The organism is Photobacterium jeanii, assembly GCF_001650345.1.
In the GTDB taxonomy this organism is placed as follows: Bacteria; Pseudomonadota; Gammaproteobacteria; order Enterobacterales; family Vibrionaceae; genus Photobacterium; species Photobacterium jeanii.
Genome location: NZ_LVHF01000012.1, coordinates 588986 through 612883 on the forward strand (window position 1 = coordinate 588986; position 23898 = coordinate 612883).

The 23898-nt window shown below is 44.3% G+C and carries 18 protein-coding genes and 1 riboswitch; of the genes, 9 read left to right on the forward strand and 9 right to left on the reverse strand.

The window, feature by feature from the left end; all coding sequences use genetic code 11:
• Window positions 1-3: 3 nt before the first annotated feature.
• Window positions 4-3102 (forward strand): efflux RND transporter permease subunit, encoded by a 3099-nt coding sequence (locus tag A3K86_RS04000; protein WP_068328070.1) that lies wholly within the window; start codon window positions 4-6, stop codon window positions 3100-3102.
• A gap of 111 nt (window positions 3103-3213) precedes the next feature.
• Here A3K86_RS04000 and A3K86_RS04005 read toward each other — a convergent pair whose 3' ends face one another.
• Both A3K86_RS04005 and A3K86_RS04010 read right to left on the reverse strand, forming a co-directional pair.
• Entirely contained in the window at window positions 3214-4368 is a 1155-nt protein-coding gene (locus tag A3K86_RS04005; RefSeq protein ID WP_068328073.1) for a DnaJ domain-containing protein, read from the reverse strand.
• Between the two features lie 321 nt (window positions 4369-4689).
• Window positions 4690-5397 (reverse strand): helix-turn-helix domain-containing protein, encoded by a 708-nt coding sequence (locus A3K86_RS04010; RefSeq protein WP_068330188.1) that lies wholly within the window; start codon window positions 5395-5397, stop codon window positions 4690-4692.
• A gap of 731 nt (window positions 5398-6128) precedes the next feature.
• A riboswitch (glycine riboswitch) is annotated at window positions 6129-6229 on the forward strand.
• Between the two features lie 85 nt (window positions 6230-6314).
• On the opposite strand from A3K86_RS04010, the gene A3K86_RS04015 reads away from it, so the two are divergent.
• Window positions 6315-7721: an alanine/glycine:cation symporter family protein gene (locus A3K86_RS04015; protein WP_068328076.1), complete on the forward strand. Its 1407-nt coding sequence runs from the start codon at window positions 6315-6317 to the stop codon at window positions 7719-7721.
• Window positions 7722-7807: 86 nt separating this feature from the next.
• Here A3K86_RS04015 and A3K86_RS04020 read toward each other — a convergent pair whose 3' ends face one another.
• From A3K86_RS04020 to A3K86_RS04030, 3 genes are all read right to left on the reverse strand, one after another.
• Window positions 7808-8236 carry a nuclear transport factor 2 family protein gene (locus A3K86_RS04020; RefSeq protein WP_068328078.1) on the reverse strand — a complete coding sequence of 143 codons (429 nt, stop codon included), beginning with the start codon at window positions 8234-8236 and terminating at the stop codon, window positions 7808-7810.
• A 64-nt stretch (window positions 8237-8300) separates the two neighbouring features.
• The gene (locus tag A3K86_RS04025; protein ID WP_068328080.1) at window positions 8301-8888 is read right to left on the reverse strand and encodes a hypothetical protein; all 588 of its coding nucleotides are present in this window, start codon (window positions 8886-8888) and stop codon (window positions 8301-8303) included.
• 182 nt (window positions 8889-9070) lie between these two features.
• A complete protein-coding gene (locus A3K86_RS04030; protein WP_068328083.1) occupies window positions 9071-9727 on the reverse strand; it encodes an HAD family hydrolase in 657 nt (218 codons plus the stop codon).
• A gap of 304 nt (window positions 9728-10031) precedes the next feature.
• Between A3K86_RS04030 and A3K86_RS04035 the strand changes: the two genes are divergently transcribed.
• On the forward strand, window positions 10032-10340 hold the full coding sequence (locus tag A3K86_RS04035; protein ID WP_068328084.1) for a high-potential iron-sulfur protein: 309 nt from the start codon (window positions 10032-10034) through the stop codon (window positions 10338-10340).
• A gap of 165 nt (window positions 10341-10505) precedes the next feature.
• Here A3K86_RS04035 and yegD read toward each other — a convergent pair whose 3' ends face one another.
• Window positions 10506-11858 carry a molecular chaperone gene (gene yegD / locus A3K86_RS04040; protein ID WP_068328085.1) on the reverse strand — a complete coding sequence of 451 codons (1353 nt, stop codon included), beginning with the start codon at window positions 11856-11858 and terminating at the stop codon, window positions 10506-10508.
• Between the two features lie 221 nt (window positions 11859-12079).
• Between yegD and A3K86_RS04045 the strand changes: the two genes are divergently transcribed.
• The 6 genes from A3K86_RS04045 (at window position 12080) to A3K86_RS04070 (ending at window position 20571) form a co-directional block, all read left to right on the forward strand.
• Window positions 12080-12694 (forward strand): thiol:disulfide interchange protein DsbA/DsbL, encoded by a 615-nt coding sequence (locus A3K86_RS04045; protein ID WP_068328093.1) that lies wholly within the window; start codon window positions 12080-12082, stop codon window positions 12692-12694.
• 548 nt (window positions 12695-13242) lie between these two features.
• Complete coding sequence (locus A3K86_RS04050) at window positions 13243-14295, forward strand: porin (protein ID WP_068328094.1); 1053 nt, start codon at window positions 13243-13245, stop codon at window positions 14293-14295.
• A gap of 261 nt (window positions 14296-14556) precedes the next feature.
• Window positions 14557-15174 (forward strand): thioredoxin domain-containing protein, encoded by a 618-nt coding sequence (locus tag A3K86_RS04055; protein ID WP_068328096.1) that lies wholly within the window; start codon window positions 14557-14559, stop codon window positions 15172-15174.
• A 358-nt stretch (window positions 15175-15532) separates the two neighbouring features.
• Complete coding sequence (locus A3K86_RS04060) at window positions 15533-16570, forward strand: porin (protein WP_068328100.1); 1038 nt, start codon at window positions 15533-15535, stop codon at window positions 16568-16570.
• A 434-nt stretch (window positions 16571-17004) separates the two neighbouring features.
• Entirely contained in the window at window positions 17005-18663 is a 1659-nt protein-coding gene (locus tag A3K86_RS04065) for a putative transporter (RefSeq protein ID WP_068328105.1), read from the forward strand.
• Window positions 18664-18882: 219 nt separating this feature from the next.
• Window positions 18883-20571: a methyl-accepting chemotaxis protein gene (locus A3K86_RS04070; protein ID WP_068328107.1), complete on the forward strand. Its 1689-nt coding sequence runs from the start codon at window positions 18883-18885 to the stop codon at window positions 20569-20571.
• Window positions 20572-20716: 145 nt separating this feature from the next.
• On the opposite strand, the gene btuD is transcribed toward A3K86_RS04070, so the two are convergent.
• From btuD to A3K86_RS04085, 3 genes are all read right to left on the reverse strand, one after another.
• Window positions 20717-21481: a vitamin B12 ABC transporter ATP-binding protein BtuD gene (btuD, locus tag A3K86_RS04075; protein WP_068328109.1), complete on the reverse strand. Its 765-nt coding sequence runs from the start codon at window positions 21479-21481 to the stop codon at window positions 20717-20719.
• Between the two features lie 9 nt (window positions 21482-21490).
• Window positions 21491-22483, reverse strand: coding sequence for a vitamin B12 ABC transporter permease BtuC (gene btuC / locus A3K86_RS04080; RefSeq protein WP_068328111.1), 993 nt, complete (start codon window positions 22481-22483; stop codon window positions 21491-21493).
• Window positions 22484-22606: 123 nt separating this feature from the next.
• A complete protein-coding gene (locus A3K86_RS04085; RefSeq protein WP_068328113.1) occupies window positions 22607-23671 on the reverse strand; it encodes a succinylglutamate desuccinylase in 1065 nt (354 codons plus the stop codon).
• Between the last annotated feature and the right edge of the window lie 227 nt (window positions 23672-23898).

Here is a 23898-nt window from a genome sequence, read left to right on the forward strand (position 1 = left end):
GGTATGTCTAAGATTATCAGTAATACCCGCCTACTTGTTTTGGCCGTCGCTTTAGTTATTGTCAGTGGTTTATCGGCACTAAATTCTCTGCCAAGAGCCGAAGATCCCATCATTCATAATCGCCATGCCAGTGTGATCACCCACTTCCCTGATGCGACAGCCGAACGTGTCGAAGCACTGGTGACAGAAAAGCTCGAAACACAGCTGCGCCAACTGGATGAAATTAACTTGCTCAGTTCGGTGTCTCGTCCGGGAATCTCGGTGATCACCATTGAGCTAAAAGATGAAATTACAGACAGTGAGCCCGTATGGTCACGTGCGCGAGATAAACTTACCGATGCTGAACCGCTATTACCGCAAGGGGCTAGCAAACCTGATTTAGACAGTGATCATGCCTATGCATTCACCGCTATCACCGCCCTCACCTGGCAAGGTAACACCTCCCCCGATTTATTAACTCTACGACGTTATGCCGTCGAGTTGGCTAATCGCCTCAGAAACCTCAGTGGCACCGAGTTTGTCGATGAATACGGCATGCCCGATGAAGAAATTCTGGTCAGTATGGATCCCGCAGCCACCAGTGCGCTTGGTCGTTCATCGGTTTCAATCGCGAATGCCATTGCAGGAGCAGATGCCAAAAATTCAGCAGGCGAATTAGTAAACCGTCAGAACCGTTTTGCTCTTGAAGTTGCTGACTCTCTTGGCTCAGTTGATCGTGTTAAGCGCGTGCCCGTTGCGGTAGCCGAAAATGGGCATGTTATTCGCCTAGAGGATGTCGCTGAAGTGACTCGCCAAGCGGCAACGCCCCCCGCAGAGCTTGCCTATGTTCAAGGTCAGCCTGCTGTTATTGTAGCTGCGCGAATGCAGCCGCACCTGCGGGTCGATAACTGGACCGAGCGAGTTAAATCACTACTTGATAATTACCAACAGCAGATCCCCAGCAATATCAAAATAAACCTGGTCTTTGAACAGCAAAGCTATACCGAAAACCGCTTATCAGAGCTAACAGAAAGCCTGATGCTAGGTTTTTCTATCATCCTCGTTGTGCTTCTGCTCACCTTAGGCTTTCGCTCAGCGGTTATTGTTGCGCTTTCGCTACCGCTAACCAGCCTTCTCACCCTCACCATGATGAAATTCACAGGCGTCCCCATCAACCAAATGTCGGTAACAGGCTTGATTGTTGCTCTTGGTATCATGGTGGATAACGCGATCGTGATGGTCGATACCATTCAGCATTATCGCCAACAAGGGATCGCAAGAATCCAAAGTGCCATTCGAGCGATCAAGCATTTGTGGGTGCCATTATTGGGATCAACACTCACCACTGTGCTTGCCTTTGCTCCTATCTTCTTAATGCCGGGGCCTGGTGGAGAGTTTGTGGGCGCTATCGCGATCACTGTGTCATTTTCGCTGGTTGGCTCGTATTTCATCTCACACACCATAGTGGCAGGCTTCGCCGCCCGCTGGCTACCTAGCTTCCAAGGTGATCGCCATCAAGACGCGTGGTACAACACGGGCATCCATTTACCAAAAGTCAGTCAATGGTTTCGTGCCACTATCGCTCAAAGTATCAAACATCCATTACTGACCGCATTATTCGTCAGTATTGTGCCATTCACTGGCTTCTGGGGAGCAACACAATTAACCGAACAATTTTTCCCGCCTTCAGACCGTGACATGTTTGAAATTCAGGTATTCCTTCCCCCACAAGCCAGCATTTTCGCCACCGCCAATGCCACGGCACAAATCGATAAATTGATGGCACAACATCCTGAGATTGAACATACCAACTGGCTAATTGGTACCAACTTCCCATCTTTTTATTACAATTTAGTCGCCGGACAGCGTGGTGCGCCTTACTTTGCTCAAGCCATGGTTAAAGCCTCCGATTTCAAAGCTGCCAACCGTTTGATCCCGCAATTACAGCACCAACTGGATCAAGCACTGCCACAAGCACAAATTTTGGTAAGAAAGCTAGAACAAGGCCCACCGTTTAATGCGCCGCTAGAAGTACGCGTTTACGGTGCTAATTTAGATAGATTAAAAGCAATAGGAGAAGATATTCGCCTTATCATGGCGCAAACTCCTGATGTCACTCATACACGTGAAACCTTGCAGCCGGGGACGCCAAAGGTATGGGTGAAAGTCAATGAAGAAGCAAGCCAATTAAGCGGCTTATCGTTAACAGATTTTGCTAACCTATTGCAGGCATCATTATCGGGCAGCCTAAGTGGCTCTATCATTGAAGCAACCGAGTCAATTCCAGTTAGAGTTCGCGTTAATGATGAAGGGCGTGAAAACATGACGCACTTGAGTAACTTGCGCTTGCCTGTGCGTTCTCAAAACGAAATGGCGGGGATGCCTGTTTCCGCCCTTGCTGAATTATCACTCACACCAAGCCGTGGTGCGATTCCTCGTCGTAACGGCGAGCGCGTTAACGTGATTGAAGGTTATATTCGAGCTGGGGTGCTACCACAAACCGCCTTGGATCATTTTCAAGCACGATTAGCGGATTACCAACAAACTCTTCCGTCCGGTTATCGGATCGACTTTGGCGGCGAGTCTGCTGAGCGTGATGAGTCTGTCGGCAACTTACTCTCCAACCTTGTCATGGTCATGACTTTATTGGTAATGGTGGTTGTGTTGTCATTCAACTCATTTCGCCTTAGCCAAATCATTTTCACTGTCGGCTTTTTAGCATCAGGTCTTGGGCTATTCTCGGTGTGGGTATTTAACTATCCATTCGGCTTTACGGTGATTATCGGCATCTTGGGCTTAGTTGGCCTTGCCATTAATGCCGCGATTGTGATTTTGGCTGAACTCAAGGCTGATCCCAAAGCGGTAACTGGAGATCAAGAAGCCATACTCAATGCCGTCATGAGCTGTACTCGCCATATCACCTCTACCACTATCACGACCCTTGGTGGCTTTATGCCTTTGATACTGGCAGGTGGCGGATTCTGGCCTCCATTCGCGATCACCATAGCTGGTGGTACGCTACTAACGACCATGATTTCGTTCTACTTTGTGCCTGCGGTATTTCGTTTGGCGGTAATGAAAAAACCACTCGAAGTTACCCCCGCTCAAGTTGCTTCATCTTAGCTGAGCCCAAATATCGCTCACTGTTACCAAGCTAAGATCGACAAGAAACCAGGATCAAAAAGAGGCGCTAATTGCGCCTCTTTTTCACTGTTTTAGCAAATAATGAGTAGCTTAACGCGTTACTTGGCACGCATTTATAAGCTCATAGTAAGCCATATCAAAACCAGCATTAGGGAAGTACTCATCGTTAATCAATAAGCTCTTACTGCCAGACCACTGCTCCAACGTAGAGCCGTTACCATAAGGCATTTTATACACCGCAAAATGACGGTCTTTACGCTCATAAATTAAGTTAGCTGGTAAGCGACGACTACGTTGGTTTTGATTAAGATAGTACTTAAAAATACCATCACAACTGCGCACCACATAAGAACCACCTTCACTACGAATCGCAATATACGGCATTTGATTCTCAGCAAAATAATCCACATGCCAACGGCTGTGATTACGCACTAACTTAAGCATTGGCAATGCTTTCGGTTTCTCCGGAATCGACATCACCACAGACTCGCGCTCTTGCGCCTCACGTTGAGCTTGATCGATCGGATTCACGTCCATAATCACTGGGCGCGTATTTTCTTCAGCCGCAGGTTTATCAAAGAAAGATAAAATCGTGCTGATGTGCTCCCCCGCAGGTAGCAACATGGCGGCAATGATTAACGCAGGCAACAAAAGCATCACCATAAACTTGCGCTTATGCTCGACCCCTGCATTTTTTACTTGCTGGAATGCGCCTGTCGCGGCGGTAAACGTGGGTGAATTTGTATCATTGCGATCACTCGAACCATAATCACGAGCTCTCACATCGGTCGATTTAGAGCGCGTCGCAGCGGCTAAATCCAACTGTGTTTCTTTCAATTCACGCTTTAAACGAAGGTTTTCACGACGAAGCTGGGTTAACTCGTAGTCATCTACAGATGACTGACTTTGGGTATTACGAAGGTGATTGAGCTCTGCTTCGGTCTTTTTGAGTCGACTTTGGTTCTCATCAAAAGCAAAACGCAGATCTTCATGGATTTTCTCTAGCGCTTTAAGCTGCTCTCGATACTTTTCACCACTTGGATCTTTTTTAACTATGGTGCGCACAGCTTCGCGCTCACCATTACCTTTCATCACTTGCTCATAGGCTTGACGCACCATTTGCATCAGAGCTTTCGAGCCCCCTTTATCAGGGTGTGAACGATTTGACAGCATTTTATAACGCTTCTTTATGTCATCACGTGACATTGAAGCATTAGTACCAAGAATATCGTGAAAAGAGGTCATTAAGTCTTATTGCCAAGTTTACCGCTTATGAAATTACCTCACTTAAACTTCTATGAGTAATTCACTCAATAAAAGTGAAGCGGTGGCGATTATACATAATCAAGCTTAGACAATAACCCTGTTTTTCACCTTTTTCAGTACAACGTCCTAATGGTTAAAATATTCAATAATCACCATAAAAGAGATTACCTGCCAAGATAGGATGGGTGCATATTCAGTTAAATAAAAAACGCAACTTACATTAACGTAAATTGCGTTTGTCGAATGTTTCCACGAAATAGCCTAGTTCTGAAGTTTTAAACTATGCAGACCTGTTCACGATTAAGCATCGAGTTTATTTTGCCGCATTCTAAATTCTCCCGGTGAACAGCCAATGTGTTTTTTAAAAACCCGAGAAAAATACGATACGTCTTTAAAACCCGTCGAATTCGCTATCGTCGCTATTTTTTCACGGTCAGAGCGCAACAAACCACATGCAAGATCTAACCGTTTCTTAATAATGTACTGCTTGAGTGTCACTCCCATAATGCTATGGAATAAGCGTGAAAAATACGTTGGCGAATACTGACACGCATTCGCTAAATCTTCTTCGCGCAAAGGTGCACTGATGTTTTCATCAATGATCTTCAACGCAGGACGGATCGCGACTTCCCGACTCTCAAAATTGGCACTGGTATCAATACTAATGCTGTGGGTGTGAATACGACTAAAGCATTCATCTAACTCTTGTCGATTCGCGTCAGCACCTATGACATCCTCACCACCAGCTCGCAATACATTCAACGCAAGATCAGCATCCAGCTTGTGGTAAACCACTACGATCTTTGCTGATGTAAAACGATTCTTTACGGCTCGAAGTAATTCAAACCCCTCCGAAGAAGAATTATATATTTCGAGAAAAATCAGTTCGTGCCCTGTCATAGTCGACAGTAGTTCAAACGGTGAAACATCAACAACAGAGTGCGATGCTTTCAAGTTTTCCCTTGCCGGTACGGGCTTATCCTGTTGGTAACAACTTACCCAAATCACAAATTCACCTTTGAATGTGTCGGTAAAAACCAAACTTAGCAATCTCAGTTGCTAAACCGTTGACACTCCTTGTCGATGAATATTGTTAACACGCTTAAAATGCTACTAATTATCTTGCATGTTTTTGCATACAAATTTTTCTTAGATATGAATAAGTAAGGTCTAAATTGTGCAATAAATCCAATTCCACCCTTTTGTCTCATATTTTGAAACCTAAGATAAAAAACTAAACTAGCAACAGCGCATCAATGAGTTAGTACGAAGATTGTCTTAATTTGCAGGCATCGATATAACATTTAGCTTTTAAAAGCTTATTTCATTACAACGAAGTAATCTAAAAACGCTGGCATTTAATTACGAATCCAAAAGTGAAAAACTAACTTAAGCACCAAATTTCTGCCCTTTTCACCACAATTGTTTTCATATTTGAGTCTTGACGCATCATTATTCTATGAAACCTCAACCATAAGAAATTACCTTCTTTAGCAATTAGTTTATTTCGATCGGTTAAATTTTTGGCAGACAAGCGAGATTTTTTTGATTATGATTTCCGCTCAAAATTTGAGTTCCGTTGAAGGCAGCAGGAGAGTGGCTACCAAAAGTATCAGTTTTTGATATTGGGTCGCCCGCCGAAGAAGTAAGCCGTTCATCCAATCCAACTCTTTTGGGTTATGAGCAGTAAATCTTTCAGGCACCGAATTTAGCATTAGCTATCGGTATGGACTGTTGTTGGAGGAGCCTCTGGAGAGAACCGTTAAATCGGTCGCCGAAGGAGCAAGTTTACAGCTTAGCTGTAAGTGAAACTCTCAGGCAAAAGGACAGAGGAGATAAGATCAGCAGGCAGATCCCCTATTCTGTCAAAAAACATTTTCTGTTGTTCTGTATCTCTTCCTTGTGTTGTATTGAGGAAGGCATCAATGAATCCGCTTTTAGAAACCGTACAAACTGTTTTACAAACTATCGATAACCTTATTTGGGGTCCCCCGCTATTGATCCTTCTGGTCGGTACAGGCTTGTACCTGACATTACGCTTAGGTTTTATCCAAATTCGTCACTTACCCTTAGCTCTTAGCTATGTGTTCACACGCGACAAATCAAAGCAATCATCGGGTAAAGGTGATGTTTCAAGCTTTGCCGCGCTATGTACAGCGCTATCAGCAACCATAGGTACAGGTAACATCGTAGGTGTGGCAACCGCAATCAAAATGGGTGGCCCTGGTGCGCTATTCTGGATGTGGCTTGCCGCCCTATTTGGCATGGCAACGAAATACGCTGAATGCCTATTGGCGGTAAAATACCGTGAGCAAGACGAGAATGGTCAAATGCTAGGTGGTCCAATGTACTACCTTGAAAAAGGCGTTGGCAGCAAATGGCTCGCTAAACTTTTTGCACTATTCACTTTAGGGGTAGCGTGCTTCGGTATTGGTACTTTCCCGCAAGTTAATGCCATTGTAGATGCTGCATATCTATCGTTTGAAGTACCGCGCGAATACGCTGTTGTACTACTGACACTACTAGTAGCAACCGTAACACTAGGTGGTATCAAATCCATTGCGAACGTTGCCAGCAAAGTGGTTCCGGTAATGGCTGGCTTTTATATCCTGGCATGTATTACGGTGCTTGCGACCAATGCATCTGCATTACCAGCGGCAGTAAACTTAGTGATTAGCTCTGCCTTCACGGGTCATGCGGCAACAGGTGGTTTTGTTGGTGCGGGTATTATGCTGGCTATTCAATCGGGTATCGCACGTGGTGTTTTCTCAAATGAATCCGGTCTTGGTAGTGCACCTATGGCAGCAGCAGCGGCACAAACCGATTCTTGTGTTCGCCAAGGCTTAACCTCTATGACAGGTACTTTCTTCGATACCATTATTATTTGTACCATGACAGGCCTTACGCTAGTGGTAACGGGTGCATGGCAAAGTGATTACGCAGGTGCTGCGATGACGACTTTTGCTTTTGCCTCTGGTCTAGACTCATCTTACTGGGGTCCGTTGATGGTGTCTGTTGGTCTGATGTTCTTCGCCTTTACCACCATTCTGGGCTGGAACTACTATGGTGAACGCTGTATCACTTACCTATTCGGCGTGAAAGCTATCAAACCCTACAAGTTCTTATTTTTGGTATTAATTGCCGGCGGTGCTTTCCTTAAACTGGATATGATTTGGCTGATTGCCGATATCGTTAACGGCTTAATGGCAATTCCTAACCTGATTGGTTTGGTACTACTACGTGAAGTGGTTGTCTCTGAAAGCAAACTTTATTTCGCCCAAATGAAAGAAGAAGTGAGCGCTCGTGAAGATAGTGAAGGTCAATTAGCTTAAAGCTCAGTATTTCACACCACAGCAAAAGCTAGAAAACATAAAGCTGCATACTCCTATGCAGCTTTTTTATTACCTGTGATTTTTAATTAGCTATGGCTTTTATCGACGCCTGAACGCGTGAGTTGCTGATAAAGATCGAAACTACTGTCTTCAAGCCAGCATTCAGTCATTACGCCATCTTCTAAGATAAACAGCATCATACCCGTCATGGTTACCGCTTTATTGCTACGAGCTGGAATTTTCAGCCAACCGCCACAATAGGTTGCACTCGATTGATACACAGCCACCAGCTTATTATCGACTTCCAGCGTTTGCTTGAGCATAAACGTCATACCTTTAAAGCGCTGATGCCAATACTCTAGATATTCAACATACTCTTCATGGCTAATGGTTAGCACTCGCCCACCGGGAAGATGAAAAACAAAAGGGTCCGCCGCGCATTCTGCCAAAACCGTGTGATCGCCTCTTGCTAACACACCGTTAAACCATTTCTCTAACCACTGCTGTTTATCCATCGCCACGACTCCTTTTGGCGCATATCCTGCCTAAAAGGATAGTCGAAACTAGACTAATAATTGATTAATTTAATGAAATAACATCATGTTTTAGTTTGAGATCTTGAGTTATCTCAATAATACGACTTATCTTTTGCTGCCAATTTTCATCGGGGCGAAATTGGTAATCATCGTATAGCCGCGCAACTTCAACTTTCAACCTATCGTCTTGCCCCTGCTCCGCCCAAAACCACGCTTTATCAAGCGAAGCTATTGCTGCTGCCATATCTTGTTGAGCGTAATTCATCCGTGCTTGCTCTTTCCAATAATGTCCTCGCGCTGTTGGCGCTGCATCATCAAAATATAACGCGGCTTGTGATAAGAAATACGCGGCTGATTGATATTGCTGGCGAACCGTATAAGTGCGAGCAATTTGGCTCAGTAATTCGCTAAGGTAGGTTTTATCGTGGCTCTTAGTTGCCAAATTCAGTAAGGCTTTATAACTAAGTTCTGTTTGTTGTGGTGACTTTGGATTCCACAGCGCGCGATAATCCGGAAAGTTTAAGCCCGCATAGCTATGGCAATAGGTAAAATCATCATCTGCTGCTTGAACAGATAACACTGGAAGCAGCAGAGAAATCAAAAGCAACAATGGCGTGCAGTGAAGAGGCATAAAGAACACGGCTAAGAAATCTTACCTCTAAATCTAACCGACTCATTGCTGCTTGGTGGTGATATGTTGCAAAGATGGAACTACGATCACCTCTCAACGGTGATTTGTACTGCTCTCCTCTTTTACCTTCTTTGTTTAACTTTTTGATGCACTTAGTGAATCAATCTACACTCGCCAACAGCTTATTGCAGAGCCAGTTGTGAGAAAACCGACTGGTAGTGCGTCATATTCGTCAGTTGCGTGTGATGATCTACTTGATGACCAACAGCCACAAAATCATAGCCTAGCTCACGAGATGCATTACGGTTCCATTCACCATCACCAATCACGACACGGCGCTCAAACACAGCACCACTATCTTGCTTAGCGCGGAAAGTAGCTAGCGCCATAATTTCGGTTCGGCTAATCGCATCAGAAGATGAAGCAAACGTCAGCGATGAAGTATCAATACCTACGGTACGTAGCTTCAATTTAGCCACTGATTCCCAACCACCTGTCGCAATCGCCACATGGGTATCGGCACGTTGTGCTAAATGCGATACGAACTCTTTTGCGCCTTCGATTTGGTATTCAGCGTGAGGGTGAGTCGCCATTTCAGTACGGACAAGCTCAAGGTAACGCGCCTCTACTTTGCGGTGAACTAACGAGCGGCTTTCATCGATTTGATGCTTACTCAGAATCTCATCAAGCACACCAGAATCCGTCACATTTTGATAATGACTCCAGTCAGGATCTATGGTTACGCCCAAAACATCGCTAATTGCTTGCGTTAAGCAACGTTGATCCAACACTTTTGAATTAACTAGCGTGCCATCAACGTCCAGTAAAAATAGATTCATTGTCGATCCTTCTTGTTATAAAAGCAGCGTCATATTGCGCCTGCGCACATTTTGCTGCAAGTCATTGCTGATATTTATGTCTAAAACCATGCACACGCTCATATTGTGATTAGTGAATATGTCGATACGGTGAAAATACATACGAAAAACCTCTGATTTTTGTAGCAATTTTGAGCAAGCAAGATTTTACTCACCACCTAAACTAATTTCGTATTCAATACGTAATAAGTACTAATCAATAGACGGCTTAAGCCGCACGGTTCAAAACCATAAAAATTGGTATCAATAACAAAAGGAATGAGCAATGAAATCTAACCCTACACGTCGTCGCTTTTTGCAGCTCAGTATTGGTGGTCTTGTTGGTATGACACTGGGGGGCAAAGAACTAATAAAACCCGCCCTTGCCGAAGAGCTACCTAAACTGGCAGAAGATGATCCGCAAGCAGCCGCGCTAAAATATGTTCACCAAACACCTGATGAAGCCAAACACTGTGCTAACTGCGCCCTAATTCAAGGTAACGATGGCGATGAATGGCGACCATGCGCCCTTTTCCCTGGCAAAGTCGTTAATGCTAACGGATGGTGCTCTGCTTATGCCCCAAAGCCGAGTTAATGACTATTTAGCCCTCTCACATATTGGTCTGCGATAAACACCAAAAATAACAAAGCCCACCAAACCTAGTTAACGCTAGATTTGATGGGCTTTGTTTTTAGCTTGGATTAAACTTGGATAAATAGCTCGAAGCTCAGCTAATGATTGATTAAATGTACAAAGGTATTAACGGAAGCAGTGCTCTGCCCAACGCGCTAAACCAGCCGTCACCGAGCCAAAGTAGTTACCACTGACAACAGGAACATCCGGCAATAGCGCTTCAATGCTTGCACGCAAGATTGGAGAACGTGCGGTGCCCCCCGTCATGAAGACCACATCTGGCTTTTTTCCACTTTGCGCCATTGCTTCTACCACTAATTCCGCCATTTTCGCGCGAGGCGCTTCAATCGATTCAGCCAATGCTTGCTGCGAAATATCCGTTTGGAGTGCTTCAGATAAAATCTGCAATTGCGCGCTATGATTAACGCTATCAGACAATGCGATTTTGCTTTCTTCGGCTTTACGTACAATCTGGTAACCCAAAGTATCGTGATACACCTGTAATAAGCGCTCAAGCTTTCGAGGCTCTGCTGCATCTCGGCGTAATTGATCTAACGCTTTAAAGTTACTGCTGCCGTAAAAATCAGTTTGTGCCGCTACGTTATTGATGGCAATCGCATTCCAAAATTGGCTGATCGGCATATCAGTACCCTTTTGGTTTTGACTACCTAAACCAAATAACGGCATTAACTGACGAAAAGCCAGATGAATATCAAGATCATTACCGCCAACACGTTGTCCACTATGCGCCAGCAAACTTTGAGTTCGATCATGCTGACCTAACCACTGTGGCCCCATTTCGATTAACGAGCAGTCGGTGGTACCACCGCCGATATCGACCACCAATACAGTTTTGTTTTCAGTTAACGTACTTTCGTATTCTAAGCCCGCAGCAACAGGTTCAAACTGAAATTCAACTTGCTCAAAACCCGCACGCTGAGCCGCTTGACGTAAAATGCCTTCAGCTTGGATATTGGCACGCTCACCGCCTGTACCTTGAAAGTTAACTGGGCGACCAATCACAGTACTGGTGATGGCTTGCTGGGTCGATTGCTCCGCCTTCGTTTTAATATTCTTCATCATGGCGCAAACTAAATCTTCAAAGAAGCTAATTTGTACATCGTGAAGACCATTCGCCCCTAGAAAGGATTTTGGCGATTTTACGTAATAGACCTCTTCAGGATCATCAAGGTAGCAATCAAGCGCAGCGCGACCAAATAGTAGGTCGTTTTTTTCTAACTCAATGTCTTCTTCGCGGTTGGCGGCAATCGCACGGCGCAAAACCTGCTCGCCGATTGTTCCCTGTGGAGAAACACCCATAAAACGATAAAGATACTCGCTAACAGACTCACGAGTCGGTGCACACAAGGTTGAAGGGATATAGAAATCCTCATTTTCCAGCGCAAGTAAGTTTGGCTTCCCGTCCTTCATGGTGGCAACTGAACAATTCGCAGTACCATAGTCAAAACCGATATACATAGCGCTCTCCACATCAAAAAAAGCCGGAAATCATACTGGATTTTATTGATAGTGCAATCCACTACTCACATTTTTACGATTAAAAATAACTACCTCAGCCAAAAGGATCAGTCTGTTAGCGAAAAATAAGTGTAAAACAGTGTAAGTTTTGCGTTTGGTTCAGGCTTTTTTTGCGGTTTATACTCATAATATCGACTTATAACTCACAACAATGATTCATCATGAAAAAGACCCTAATTCCATTTTTATTGACCCTTTTAGCACTGACCGGTTGTGGCGATAACAGCACACCCAAAGAAGGGGTTGAATACACCACTATCAAAACACCACTAACCAATACCAGCGCACCTGTAATTGAAGTTTTCTCATTAGCTTGTGGCCACTGTCGTAACATGGAAACCATTCTGCCTGAAATCCAAAAGATGACAGATTCAGATATCCAACAAGTGCACGTTACCTTTAACAAAAGCGCACAAGTCGCGGCTTACATCTACTACACCGCTGTTATCCAATCAGAAGGCCACCCAGATCCTAAGTTAATGGAACAACTGTTTGCCTACATTCAAGATACGCCAGCAGAGTTAGACGAAACCGCACGTAAAGCAAAGCTGATGGGGATTTTCAAAGACTTCCAGCTTAAAAGTCCATTTGAACTGTCAGAAGAACAACATAAACAAGTTTATCAGCAACTAACCAAAGCTGAGACTGTGGTTGAAAATGCAGAAATCGTGTCTGTTCCTGCTTTCCTTGTCCAAGGCAAATACCTTGTGAAAAGCGAAGCGCATGAAAACCTTGAAGATTTGGCTAGCACTATCCAGTACTTAAAACAGCTCTAAATCGCCTTTCATTATGAGAGCAAGTTATCTGCTTTAATCGCTTGGTGAAGCCTTATTTGCTTCACCAAGTGATTTTCTATCTCTCTTACTTACCTACGCACTCCACCGCCTACTGCCCTCAGTTTTATTCACAAGCATGATTTATACTTGGCCATCCTACCTATATTGAATTTTCTATACTTGGCTTCCTGTACCTAGCTGCCCTTTACTATTCAGCGCCCTACCGAAACTTAGCTAACTTTCTTAACTGTATTATCACACGTTAAGCCTATTAAACCTGAAACCACACTTCTTCATTTTCAACGTGTACTTCGAAGCATGAAACAATAACAAGCCAAATAAAAAGCTAATGTTATTTTCCTCAATAATCAAAAAAGCTAAATATTTGTTTAAAAAACTTTAAGTCACTGAAGTTATTGATAAATATAAAATATCAATGGATCGTTTTACATTCTTTCACTGGTGAAATACGTCCTCGAAACTTAACAATACTTACCAGCACTTAGGACATGTAAGTGCGCACCACATAACAATTAGGACGTATTAAAATGAATAAAAAAATTCTTGCTCTAGCAGTAGCAGCACTAACAACTTCTTCTTACACCCACGCAATTGAAGTCTACAACGATGATACCAACACCTTCTCTGTTGGTGGTCGTTTAGCAGTCAGTGCGCAGTTCGCCGATGGCGATAGCGAGCTAAAAAACCAATCTTCTCGTATTAACTTTGGTTTCACTCACGCCCTAGAAAGTGGCTGGGATGTGGGTGCCAAAGCGGAATGGGGTTACGATGCTCTGGCGAACAGCGGTGAAGGTAGCCATATCTTCAACCGTTTAGGTTACATTACGGCAGATAAAGAAGGCATTGGTCACTTTACTATTGGTAAGGCATGGTCAATTCACTACGATGTCGCAGGAAAAACCGATCTATTTTGGGTATTCGGTGGTGATACCGCTGGTAACTACGACGGTATCAGCGGTGATGGCGGCATCCATGGTACAGGTCGTGCTGACGACGTAATTCAATACCGTAATAACTTCGGTGGTTTCCAAGTTGGCTTACAATACCAATTTGAAGGTAATGGTACTGACGGTAATAACAAAGATTGGAAACGTAAGGGCGGATACCAAGCTATGGCTGGGTACGACTTTGATTTCGGTCTTGGCTTAAGCGGTGTTTACTCTGAAACCCAATTCGATGATCGCGAAAATGCGAAAATTGGCAACATCGTCGCGAACTATGAAAACAATGGTCTTTACCTAGCAGCAAACTACAGCCAATCACGCAATCACCAATACGAAGGTGACTACGTATTCTCTGGCGCAGAAACGACTACCCATGGCGCAATTAAGAAAGCAACTGGCGTAGAAGTCTTTGGTTCTTATGATATTGGTAACTTCCAACTATTAGGTGGTTACAACCAATTAAGCGATGATAACTCAGATGCGAAATACGCTTACGCAACCGTTGGTGCAGCGTACTTCACTGGCCCAATTATTCTTGCAACTGAGTACAAAATCGATACCAGCAGCAAAAATGGTAACGGCTCAGATGCAGACCTAGACAACGTACTTGCACTATTAGTGCGTTACAACTTCTAATCAGGTTACTGCTTTTTCTGAATCCTTTGGGCGCTTTTATAGCGCCCTTTTTTGTCTTGATTCGAGTGTATAAGTGAGTTGTGAGACAAATCAGACTTAGTACCACAGCAAACCGTATAAATAATTGTGTGATTTACCCCAATTTATTAACGTCAGCCAAACACAATGGTTTTATTTCAAATAAAATACTCTTTTCCTGTTTTCGCTGAGTCGCTTTTCACCTATAGTGTGCTCAACTTTTCCCCAAGTGAAGAATAGACAATGAAGAACTTTTTCAAACCTTTTCTAGTGGCAGCTTCAATGCTGATGGTAGCAACTGGCAGTCACGCGGCTGATAAACCAAAGCAAGGTGAACATTACACCCTACTTCCGAATCAAATCACCAATGCGCCACAAGTTATGGAAGTCTTTTCATTTGGGTGTGGTCACTGCCGTACAATGGAAACCCTTATTCCTGAAATGGAAAAAATCACCAACACGAAAATTAGCAAAGTACATGCTACCTTCGATCGTGGTTCTCAAATGCTTGCATTCATGTACTACACAGGGGTGATTCAGTCGGAAGGTAAACCAAGCGCTAAGTTTATGGATGACCTATTTGGTTACATCCAAGAGCCATCAAAAGCTTCAGAACAAGAGCGTAAAACACAGTTAGAAAACATCTATAAAAACAATGACATGAAAACGCCATACGAGCTAACTGAAGAAGAACAAAAATCCGTTGTGGCAAAAATGGAATACGCTGATGGTATTATGCGTAGCTCTGAGCTTAACGCGATCCCAGCTTTCATTATTAAAGGTAAATACCTTATCAATATGGGTGCTCACAGCAGCATCGAAGACATTACTGGTACTATGTCTTCCTTACTTAAGAAATAATCAATATGTGCGCTGTAATCATTACAGCGCACATATCTCTCCTTGCCGCATCCGTTCTAAAAAGCCTCTGGATTGCTGCCATTGCTCAGTTCAGCAAGTATCAATCTTACCCACCTAAGCGTAAATCCAGCTATTTTATATAGGCATAATCTTTAATTAATAGCTCATAATTGCATATAAGCAAATCACCGTACGCTGTTCTTTAGGTGCACTCACATAACCTTACTTATGTCACTTTTTTGTGGAACTTTCATTCGTTTTTCTTGACCCCAACGTCTAGCTTTATACGCGAAAGGAATGGTTGTTTGTGGTTTAACAACCTCATTAAAAACACAATACAATAATGAAGGGATCAAAGATGAATAAGTCATTCATTGCCCTAGCAGTGGCATCAGTAGTAGCTTTTCCAGCATCAGCAGTAGAAGTTTACCGTGATGGCGATACCTCGTTCTCAGTAGGTGGTCGTCTTGCTGTTCGTGCTGAACACACTAAGTCTGTTGGTAACGAAGATAGCACCAATAAACTCATCAATAGTAGTTCGCGTATCAACTTTGGCTTCACCCACGGTTTAGTCAATGACTGGGTCGCAGGCGCAAAAGCGGAATGGGGTTATAACCCTGTAGCAAATGGCGACCAAGAATTTGGTAACCGTTTGGGTAACATCTACTTTGCACACGATGATGCTGGATTGATTACTGTCGGTAAACAATGGTCTGTTTACTACGATGTAACCGGTTGGACGGATGTATTCTGGGTATACGGTGGTACAGCGTCAGGTACTTATGACGGTCGTGATGAAGGCGGTGCTGCTGGTGGTGACGGCGGTGTATCGGGTACAGGTCGTGCTGATGAAGCCATTACCTACCGTAATCAATTCGGTCCTGTGAAAGTGGGTGTGCAATATCAGTTCGAAAATGGTTCATCTACTGGTGATCGTGAATATGGTCTACAAGGTAGTGTAATCTACGATATCGAGCAAGTCGGCTTAAGTCTTGGTGGTACTTACGGTCAAACCAAGTACAAAGGCGAAGAAGATGACAAAGTGTGGTCACTAGCTGCGCTGTACGATAACAACAATATCTACGCTGCAGCACAATATGGTCAGTATGAAAATCACATCAGCTTCAGTAATACTTATCTTGCTGAAAAAGCAAAAGGCTACGAGTTAATTGGTGCCTACACAATCCAAGATATGTACCAAGTCTACGGCGGTTATAACAGCGTTACCGATGATAACAGCGATGCTGAATTAACTTACGGTCTAATCGGTGCAGCTTGGGTTCCAGCCAATATCGTTATTGCACTAGAGCTTAAACTTGGCACTAAAGCGAAAGACAATAATGGTGTCGACACAGGTGCCGACCAATACGCCCTATTGGCACGTTATAACTTCTAACCAAAACCTAAAACTTCCCCAAAAGAAAGCTGCTTCGGCAGCTTTCTTATTTACTCGCATCAACGATTACAAAATCAATTCATCCTTTGCATCACATCAGAAAATGTAACGAAAGATGTCAGCAATTTGTGCCTCTTACCACAAATATGTATGACAAAACTTAACACCTTAATTTTTATAAGGTATTTTTGTGACATTAACTTTTTGATGATAGCAAACAGGTCACATCATGCTCTATTTAGATTGGGTTTGATTAGGTAATCAAATATCACCAGCCGTAGCTAGCCGCACACTCCCTACTACTCCTTTCGCACTGGCGAAATCAGTATTTACTGAGTTCCGCTTCACTACCCCTGGCGCCAGCCTTTGATGTACTTCAAGTACACGCTATCGCGGATAGTTTTCACGATTTCGTATAAAAATGGAGACTCATCATGAGTGATATTGCACTCTCAATCAGCATACTCGCGCTGGTTGCGGTGCTGGGCTTATGGATTGGGAACTGGAAAGTCTATGGCGTGGGTTTAGGAATTGGCGGGGTACTGTTTGGCGGTATCTTAGTTGGTCACTTTACCGATGCTTGGGGCATAGGTCTTGATTCACATACCCTGCACTTCATCCAAGAGTTTGGTCTGATCTTATTCGTTTACACCATAGGTATCCAAGTCGGACCCGGCTTTTTCGCCTCTCTTCGGAGCTCAGGCTTGAAGCTTAACGGTTTTGCTGCCTTAATCGTGTTACTCGGCTGTGTAGTGGCTATTTTGCTACACAAACTATTCGATGTCCCCCTTCCTGTGATCCTCGGGGTATTCTCTGGCGCCGTCACGAACACTCCTTCCTTAGGTGCTGGACAGCAAATTCTGAGCGAACTAGGCGCCCAAGAAAGCATGTTAGATCTTACCGGTATGGGCTACGCCGTGGCTTACCCATTCGGGATCTGTGGGATCTTATTAACCATGTGGATCCTTAGGTTGGCATTTCGTGTCGATATCGAAGACGAAGCCCAAGAGTTTGAAGTTACCCATGGACAAAAAAAGCATACCCTACACACCATTAATGTGGCAGTGAAAAACACTAACCTCAATGGCTTAATGCTTAAAGATGTTCCAGCGTTAACTGAAGGCTCTATCGTTTGTTCTCGTCTAAAACGTGGCGAACAACTTCACATCCCTCGTCCTGACTCGACTATCGCAACCAATGACTTATTACACTTGGTTGGTGAGCGACAGGCACTCAAACGAGCACAGCTTGTTATCGGTGAAGAAGTTGATGCCTCGCTATCTACTCGTGGCACAGAACTGCGTGTTCAGCGTTTAGTCGTCACCAACGAAATCGTGTTAGGCAAAAAGATCCGCGATCTTGAGCTAAAAGAAAAATACGATGTGGTGGTGTCTCGCCTTAACCGGGCGGGTGTTGAGTTGGTGCCTACCAGTCAATCTACCCTTCAATTTGGTGATATTCTCAACCTCGTTGGTCGTCACGAAGCCATTGAAGCGGTAAGCGGCATTGTGGGTAATGCGCACCAAAAACTTCAGCAAGTACAAATGCTGCCAGTATTTATTGGTATTGGTTTAGGGGTCTTGCTGGGCTCTATCCCCTTCTATCTTCCGGGCTTTCCGGCGGCAATCAAATTAGGCCTAGCAGGTGGGCCACTTATTGTCGCTCTAATCTTAGCGCGTGTGGGTAGCATTGGTAAGCTGTACTGGTTTATGCCTCCAAGTGCCAACCTTGCCTTACGTGAAATTGGGATCGTACTTTTCTTAGCCGTGGTTGGGCTTAAATCAGGTGGCGGCTTTGTCGATACCTTGGTTAATGGCGACGGTCTAAGTTGGATGGGCTATGGGGCGATGATCACCTTGATCCCTTTGATCACTGTCGGCACTCTCGCTCGCATGTTTGCCAAAGTAAACTACCTGACGATTTGCGGAATGCTCGCTGGCTCAATGACAGATCCACCAGCCCTCGCATTCGCTAATAATATCCATACCAGTAGCGGTGCGGCTGCCCTGTCTTATGCCACAGTCTACCCTTTGGTAATGTGTCTACGGATACTCTCCCCGCAGATACTCGCGCTGTTGCTCTGGACTATGTAGCACATCCCCTACACCTCTCTGTGATCAAGATCGACCAGTAACCAGCTTACTGGTCATCTTGTAAACGAAAGACCTCATCAGACCAGTCGTTTTACATCTCTACATCACAAAAACAGCATAACATTCTATAAAGGCAAGCACTTTTATGTCGATATATATACAGGGAGTAAATGAATTATTCCTGTACGACGTATAAATATTACAATTAGGCTGTGCTGTATGAAGAGATTAAAGTTACAAGGCAAGTTGCTACTACTAAGCTTACTGCCGCTATTTATTACCATTTCGGTTGCGATTGGGTTGATCGTATCTTTGGAAAAAAACGCTCTAACTGACGAAATCACACATTATCAAGAACGTTTAATTAGCGAACGAAAATACCAACTCCAAGACGCTGTTCGCATTATTAAATACTCTGTAGAAGAAATCCTTGATGATGCCCCTTCTGAGCAGCAAGCAATTACCGAACTACGGGAATTACTTACGCCTATCCGTTTTGCAGACGAGGATTCTGGCTACTTCTTTATCTATGACATGAAAGGCACCAACATTGTTCATGCTAGCGCACCTAACAAGCACGGCTCTAACAGCATCGGTGCCCGTGATGTCAATGGCGTGGCTTTCCTAAAAGACTTAGTAACCGCAGCGCAAAATGGTGGTGACTTCGTCAGCTACACCTACCCGAAAAAAGCAGGTGGCACCGCATTCCCTAAACTTAGCTACGCAGCACCAGTCAATAACAACCAATGGTTCATCGGTACAGGTCTTTACATTGATGACATCGAAGAAGACGTTGCGGCTTACCGCGTAAAAGCTGAAGCTGCAATGCAAGAACGCTTCAACCTCGTTTTCCTAAGCTCACTCGCGCTGGCAATCATTACGATGCTTGCGATTTGGTTCTCAACTAACCGCATCACAACACCTGTTAAGAACATGGTTGATACTCTTAACGACATTGCTGACGGTGAAGGTGATTTAACACGTCGTCTAAATGTACAGGGTAACGATGAAATCGCGGATCTTGGTCGAGCTTTCAACCGTTTTGTTGAAAAGCTACAAGCGGTAATCAAACAAGTTGCCGATGTCACTGAGCACGTAGGACACGCAGCTGGCAGCATTCAGCAGCAAACACACAGCTTTACTCAACAGCTAAACGAGCACAACAACGAAACTGAACAAGTTGTTACGGCTGTAACGGAAATGAGCTCTGCGGCAAGTGAAGTGGCTATCAACGCGAACGACGTTTCTGATGCAACAAGCAACGCAAGCCAAGACTCACAACTCGCTCAACAACGTGTTGATACTTCTGTGGCATCCATCAGTGCGTTGGTAGATGAAGTCGATCAAGCTGCGAAACATATTGATTCATTGAACCAGCAATCACAGAAAATCGACAACGTACTAAAAGTGATCGGCGAAATCGCAGAGCAAACTAACCTACTCGCATTGAACGCAGCAATCGAAGCCGCGCGTGCAGGTGAACAAGGTCGTGGCTTTGCGGTCGTGGCTGATGAAGTACGTGGCCTAGCGAGTCGCACTCAAACCAGCACTCAAGAAATTAAAGAGATGCTAGATGAACTTCATTCGCTAGTTGCACACGCAGTAAACTCTATGGAACACAGCCAAAACACCTGTACTGAAGCTGTGAGTGCGGCAAACTCCATTACCGACAGCCTATCGTCTGTAACTGGCGCCGTTGAAGCCATTAACGACATGACGAGCCAAATCGCGACAGCAGCAACAGAGCAAAGCTCGGTAACGGATGAAATCAACCGTAACATGATTTCTATTCAAGATATCGTTAGCAACTTGATTCAATCGAACAACCACTCTGAGCAAGTCGTTTCTGAGCTAAACTCGGCAGGTAATGAACTTCAACAGCTTGTAGGCCAATTCAAAACAAGCTAGCAGTTCCTCTTCAACAGAAACACAAACGGCAGCCATATGGCTGCCGTTTTATTTTCATCAAAGAGTCACAGCGTTATTTACGCAATCCACTACTCTCAAGCACCAATCTCAAAGCCCCCCACCTCAAAGCATTAGCCTCGAAACACTAATCTCGGAAAAGTAGGCACGCTTGACCATCAATATCACGTCGCTCAACTCTAGTGGCAAAAACCTCACTCAGAAGCACGGCATTCATCACTTCATCAGGTAACCCTTTCGCTACACACGAACCGTTGTTGAGCAATATCACTTTATCGGCTTCTGACAAAGTACGGTTTAAATCATGATTCACCATGACCACTGCGATACCTTGAGCCGCGATTTCTCGCACTAATCGATACATCGCTGCCTCTTGACCAATATCGAGTGCTGCAGCAGGTTCATCGAGCAATAATAAACTCGCGTCAGGATTCAGAGTTGGCCAAACCTGCAAGCAAGCTGCAGCTAAGCGTACACGTTGCCATTCGCCCCCTGATAACTGCTGAATATTACGACTCAGCTTGTCGCTGATACTCAAAGCCTGACAAATCTGATCCACTGCCGATTGTAATTCTACTTGGTTTACACCCGGCATCGCTGACGTCGCCAGTGTCAAATAGTGAAACACCGCCACAGAAAAGGCTGGACGCTCTTGCTGCGATAAATAACAGCGTCGCTGCGCAAGCGATGGATAGTCATAAGAGGTAAGCGCTTTATCTAAAAAATCAATGTCACCATCGGCTTGAAATAAACCAGATAACAAAGAGATCGCTGTACTTTTACCACTCCCATTAGGACCAATGAGGTGAAGAATCTCCCCTTGCTGTAACGCGAAAGAAACGGGTAATAGACGTGGTGGCATAGCAAGGTTTTTTACTGTTAACACTGTCATTGCAATACCTTAATCAATATGAGATCGAAGTAGCATCCACACAAAGATGGGCGCGCCTATGGTTGTTGTTACAACGCCAACTGGCAATTCCGCCGACGATAATAGGATGCGAGATAAGGTATCTGCAAAGGCTAATATTAGTGCACCACTCATTGCGGAAAGCGGCACTAAGAAGCGATTTTCCGTCCCCAAAGCTAAACGTAACAAGTGAGGAACAACCAACCCAATAAAGCCAATTACCCCACCTAATGCAACTGAAGCCCCAACCAAAAGTGACACAACAAAGATCAACTTCCACCTGAGCTTGATCACATCCAAACCTAATTGCTTAGCATGAATTTCACCGAGCATCAGCACATCTAGTTGACGTCCGCGACAACATAACCACAATAGAACAGGGGCAACGACAACAGCAATCGATAATTGCTGCCAGTTAACGCCACCAACACTCCCCATCAGCCAATACATCAGCTGACGAAGGCTTAAATCCGTACTGAAGTAAAACGCCCACGTCACCACAGCGCCAGATAAAATACCCAACGCGACACCAATTAAAAGTAACTTAGCAGTCGAAACACGCCCACCTCGCGACAGCCCAACCAATAGCAAGGTAAATACCATCGCCCCGAGCATTGCAGCCGTCATCGTCAAAGTTGCTGATGGGTCTATCGGCACTAAAAACAATAAGATCACTAATGCTAAGCTAGCACCACCAGAGATCCCTAATACACCGGGCTCTGCTAACGGGTTACCCAATAACACTTGCAGCACAGCACCTGAAGAAGCTAGAGCGGCACCTATCATCAGAGCTGCAATTAGACGAGGAAACCTCAGTTGGTGCAGTAATTGCGTTTCTAAAGCACCATCTGGCGCCCAAGGCAGAATCCATAGCTCACCAACGGAAAGAGAAAACAGCGAAACTGCCACAAGTAATACGGCAATAACGACGCCGGCAATTTTCCAACGTTGCTGTTGATGAGCGATAAGATCATTGAGATGCATGATTGAGGTAGGCTAAATAAAGTATTGATAATAATGCCGTAACCATACCAGCTAATCGCGAGAAATGAAAAGCGCGAGCCTCACTCACGCCTTAGATTTAATACGCATTATCAATCGATAAGACTAGTTCAGGGCTTTGATTTGCTCGTTTACACTAACCTTGGTTGGTTGTACTAACAAACAAGCACGCTGACCTATCGCCACATTAGGATTAGGAAATACCACCGCTTCTCCACCCTCTAGTGAGAAATACTTCGTATCCCTATCTTGTCCAAGCAATACCCCTTGGTCAAAAAAAGTAAAGTTTGCTTGGCTGGCTGGAAAGTTAAATTGAAACTCATCACTTTGCTTGGTTAAGGTGCGTGTAACTTTATACACAATCAGCCCATCATTTTGCCAATGCCACACCGGAGTTAGCTCCGAAAGCAAAATGCGAAGTGCATTTTCAAAATCAGCCAAACGCCCTAACTCATTTTCCCCTAGCTTAGCAACACGTCCCAATTCCATCGTTAATGCTTGAGCACCATGGTTTTCGGCACTGTACCAACTGAACGTCGGTGACGGTGACTGCGATAACAAGACCGCCTCAATTTTCGCTTGCTCAAGAAAGGTGAATAGCATTTTGCTACGAGTGGCTTTCTTAGTATATGGACTCACCGCAAAGGTGTAATGTGCTGAATCTCGAATAGCGCTGTGCAGATCAAGATGCCAGCGATGTTCGCTCGCGACTGCTCCTGATTTAACAAGAGGAGAGCCCTCAAAAAAAGCATCAACATGGTGCTGTAATTGATTGGCTAACTGGCGTTCGACATTGGTTTCATCATTCTGTTGTGCAAACAAACGATTCATGTTTTCAACCAAAAAACGGGTGTGCGCTAGCGTGGCTTGTGGATGAGCAATAATCAGAAGCAATCGATGTTTAGGCTGCCACTTACCTATCAAGATCTCTTGGGCTAACTTACCAAGCAGCTCCATTGGCCCTGTCTCATCACCATGAACTCCAGATGAAACCACAATATCTTTACTTGAAAGGTCAAAAGTAACTGGCTCTATATAAAGTACACCGCGCGCTTTTAAGCTGCACCTCACCCCAGAAGCAAGCTCCCATTGCCCTGCTTCAAATTCGCTATTTACATCGAGTGTGGCAGATAAAAATGCTCCAGCTTTCACCTGATCCAGTGATGACATCGATAACCTCCTTGTGGTTCGATATTTCATACACATAGATATTACACAGTTGTTACAGCAAGGTAAACACAGGTAACAATATAGCGTGAAGCAATATTAACGGCTCAAATTCAAAGAAAGCGGTAAACAAAGAAAAGGAAGAAATAAAGCAGGAAGCAATTAAGGAGAGAAGATGCAGATAAAAGAAAACCCAAACGAATCTACACGTATCCGTTTGGGTTACTCGG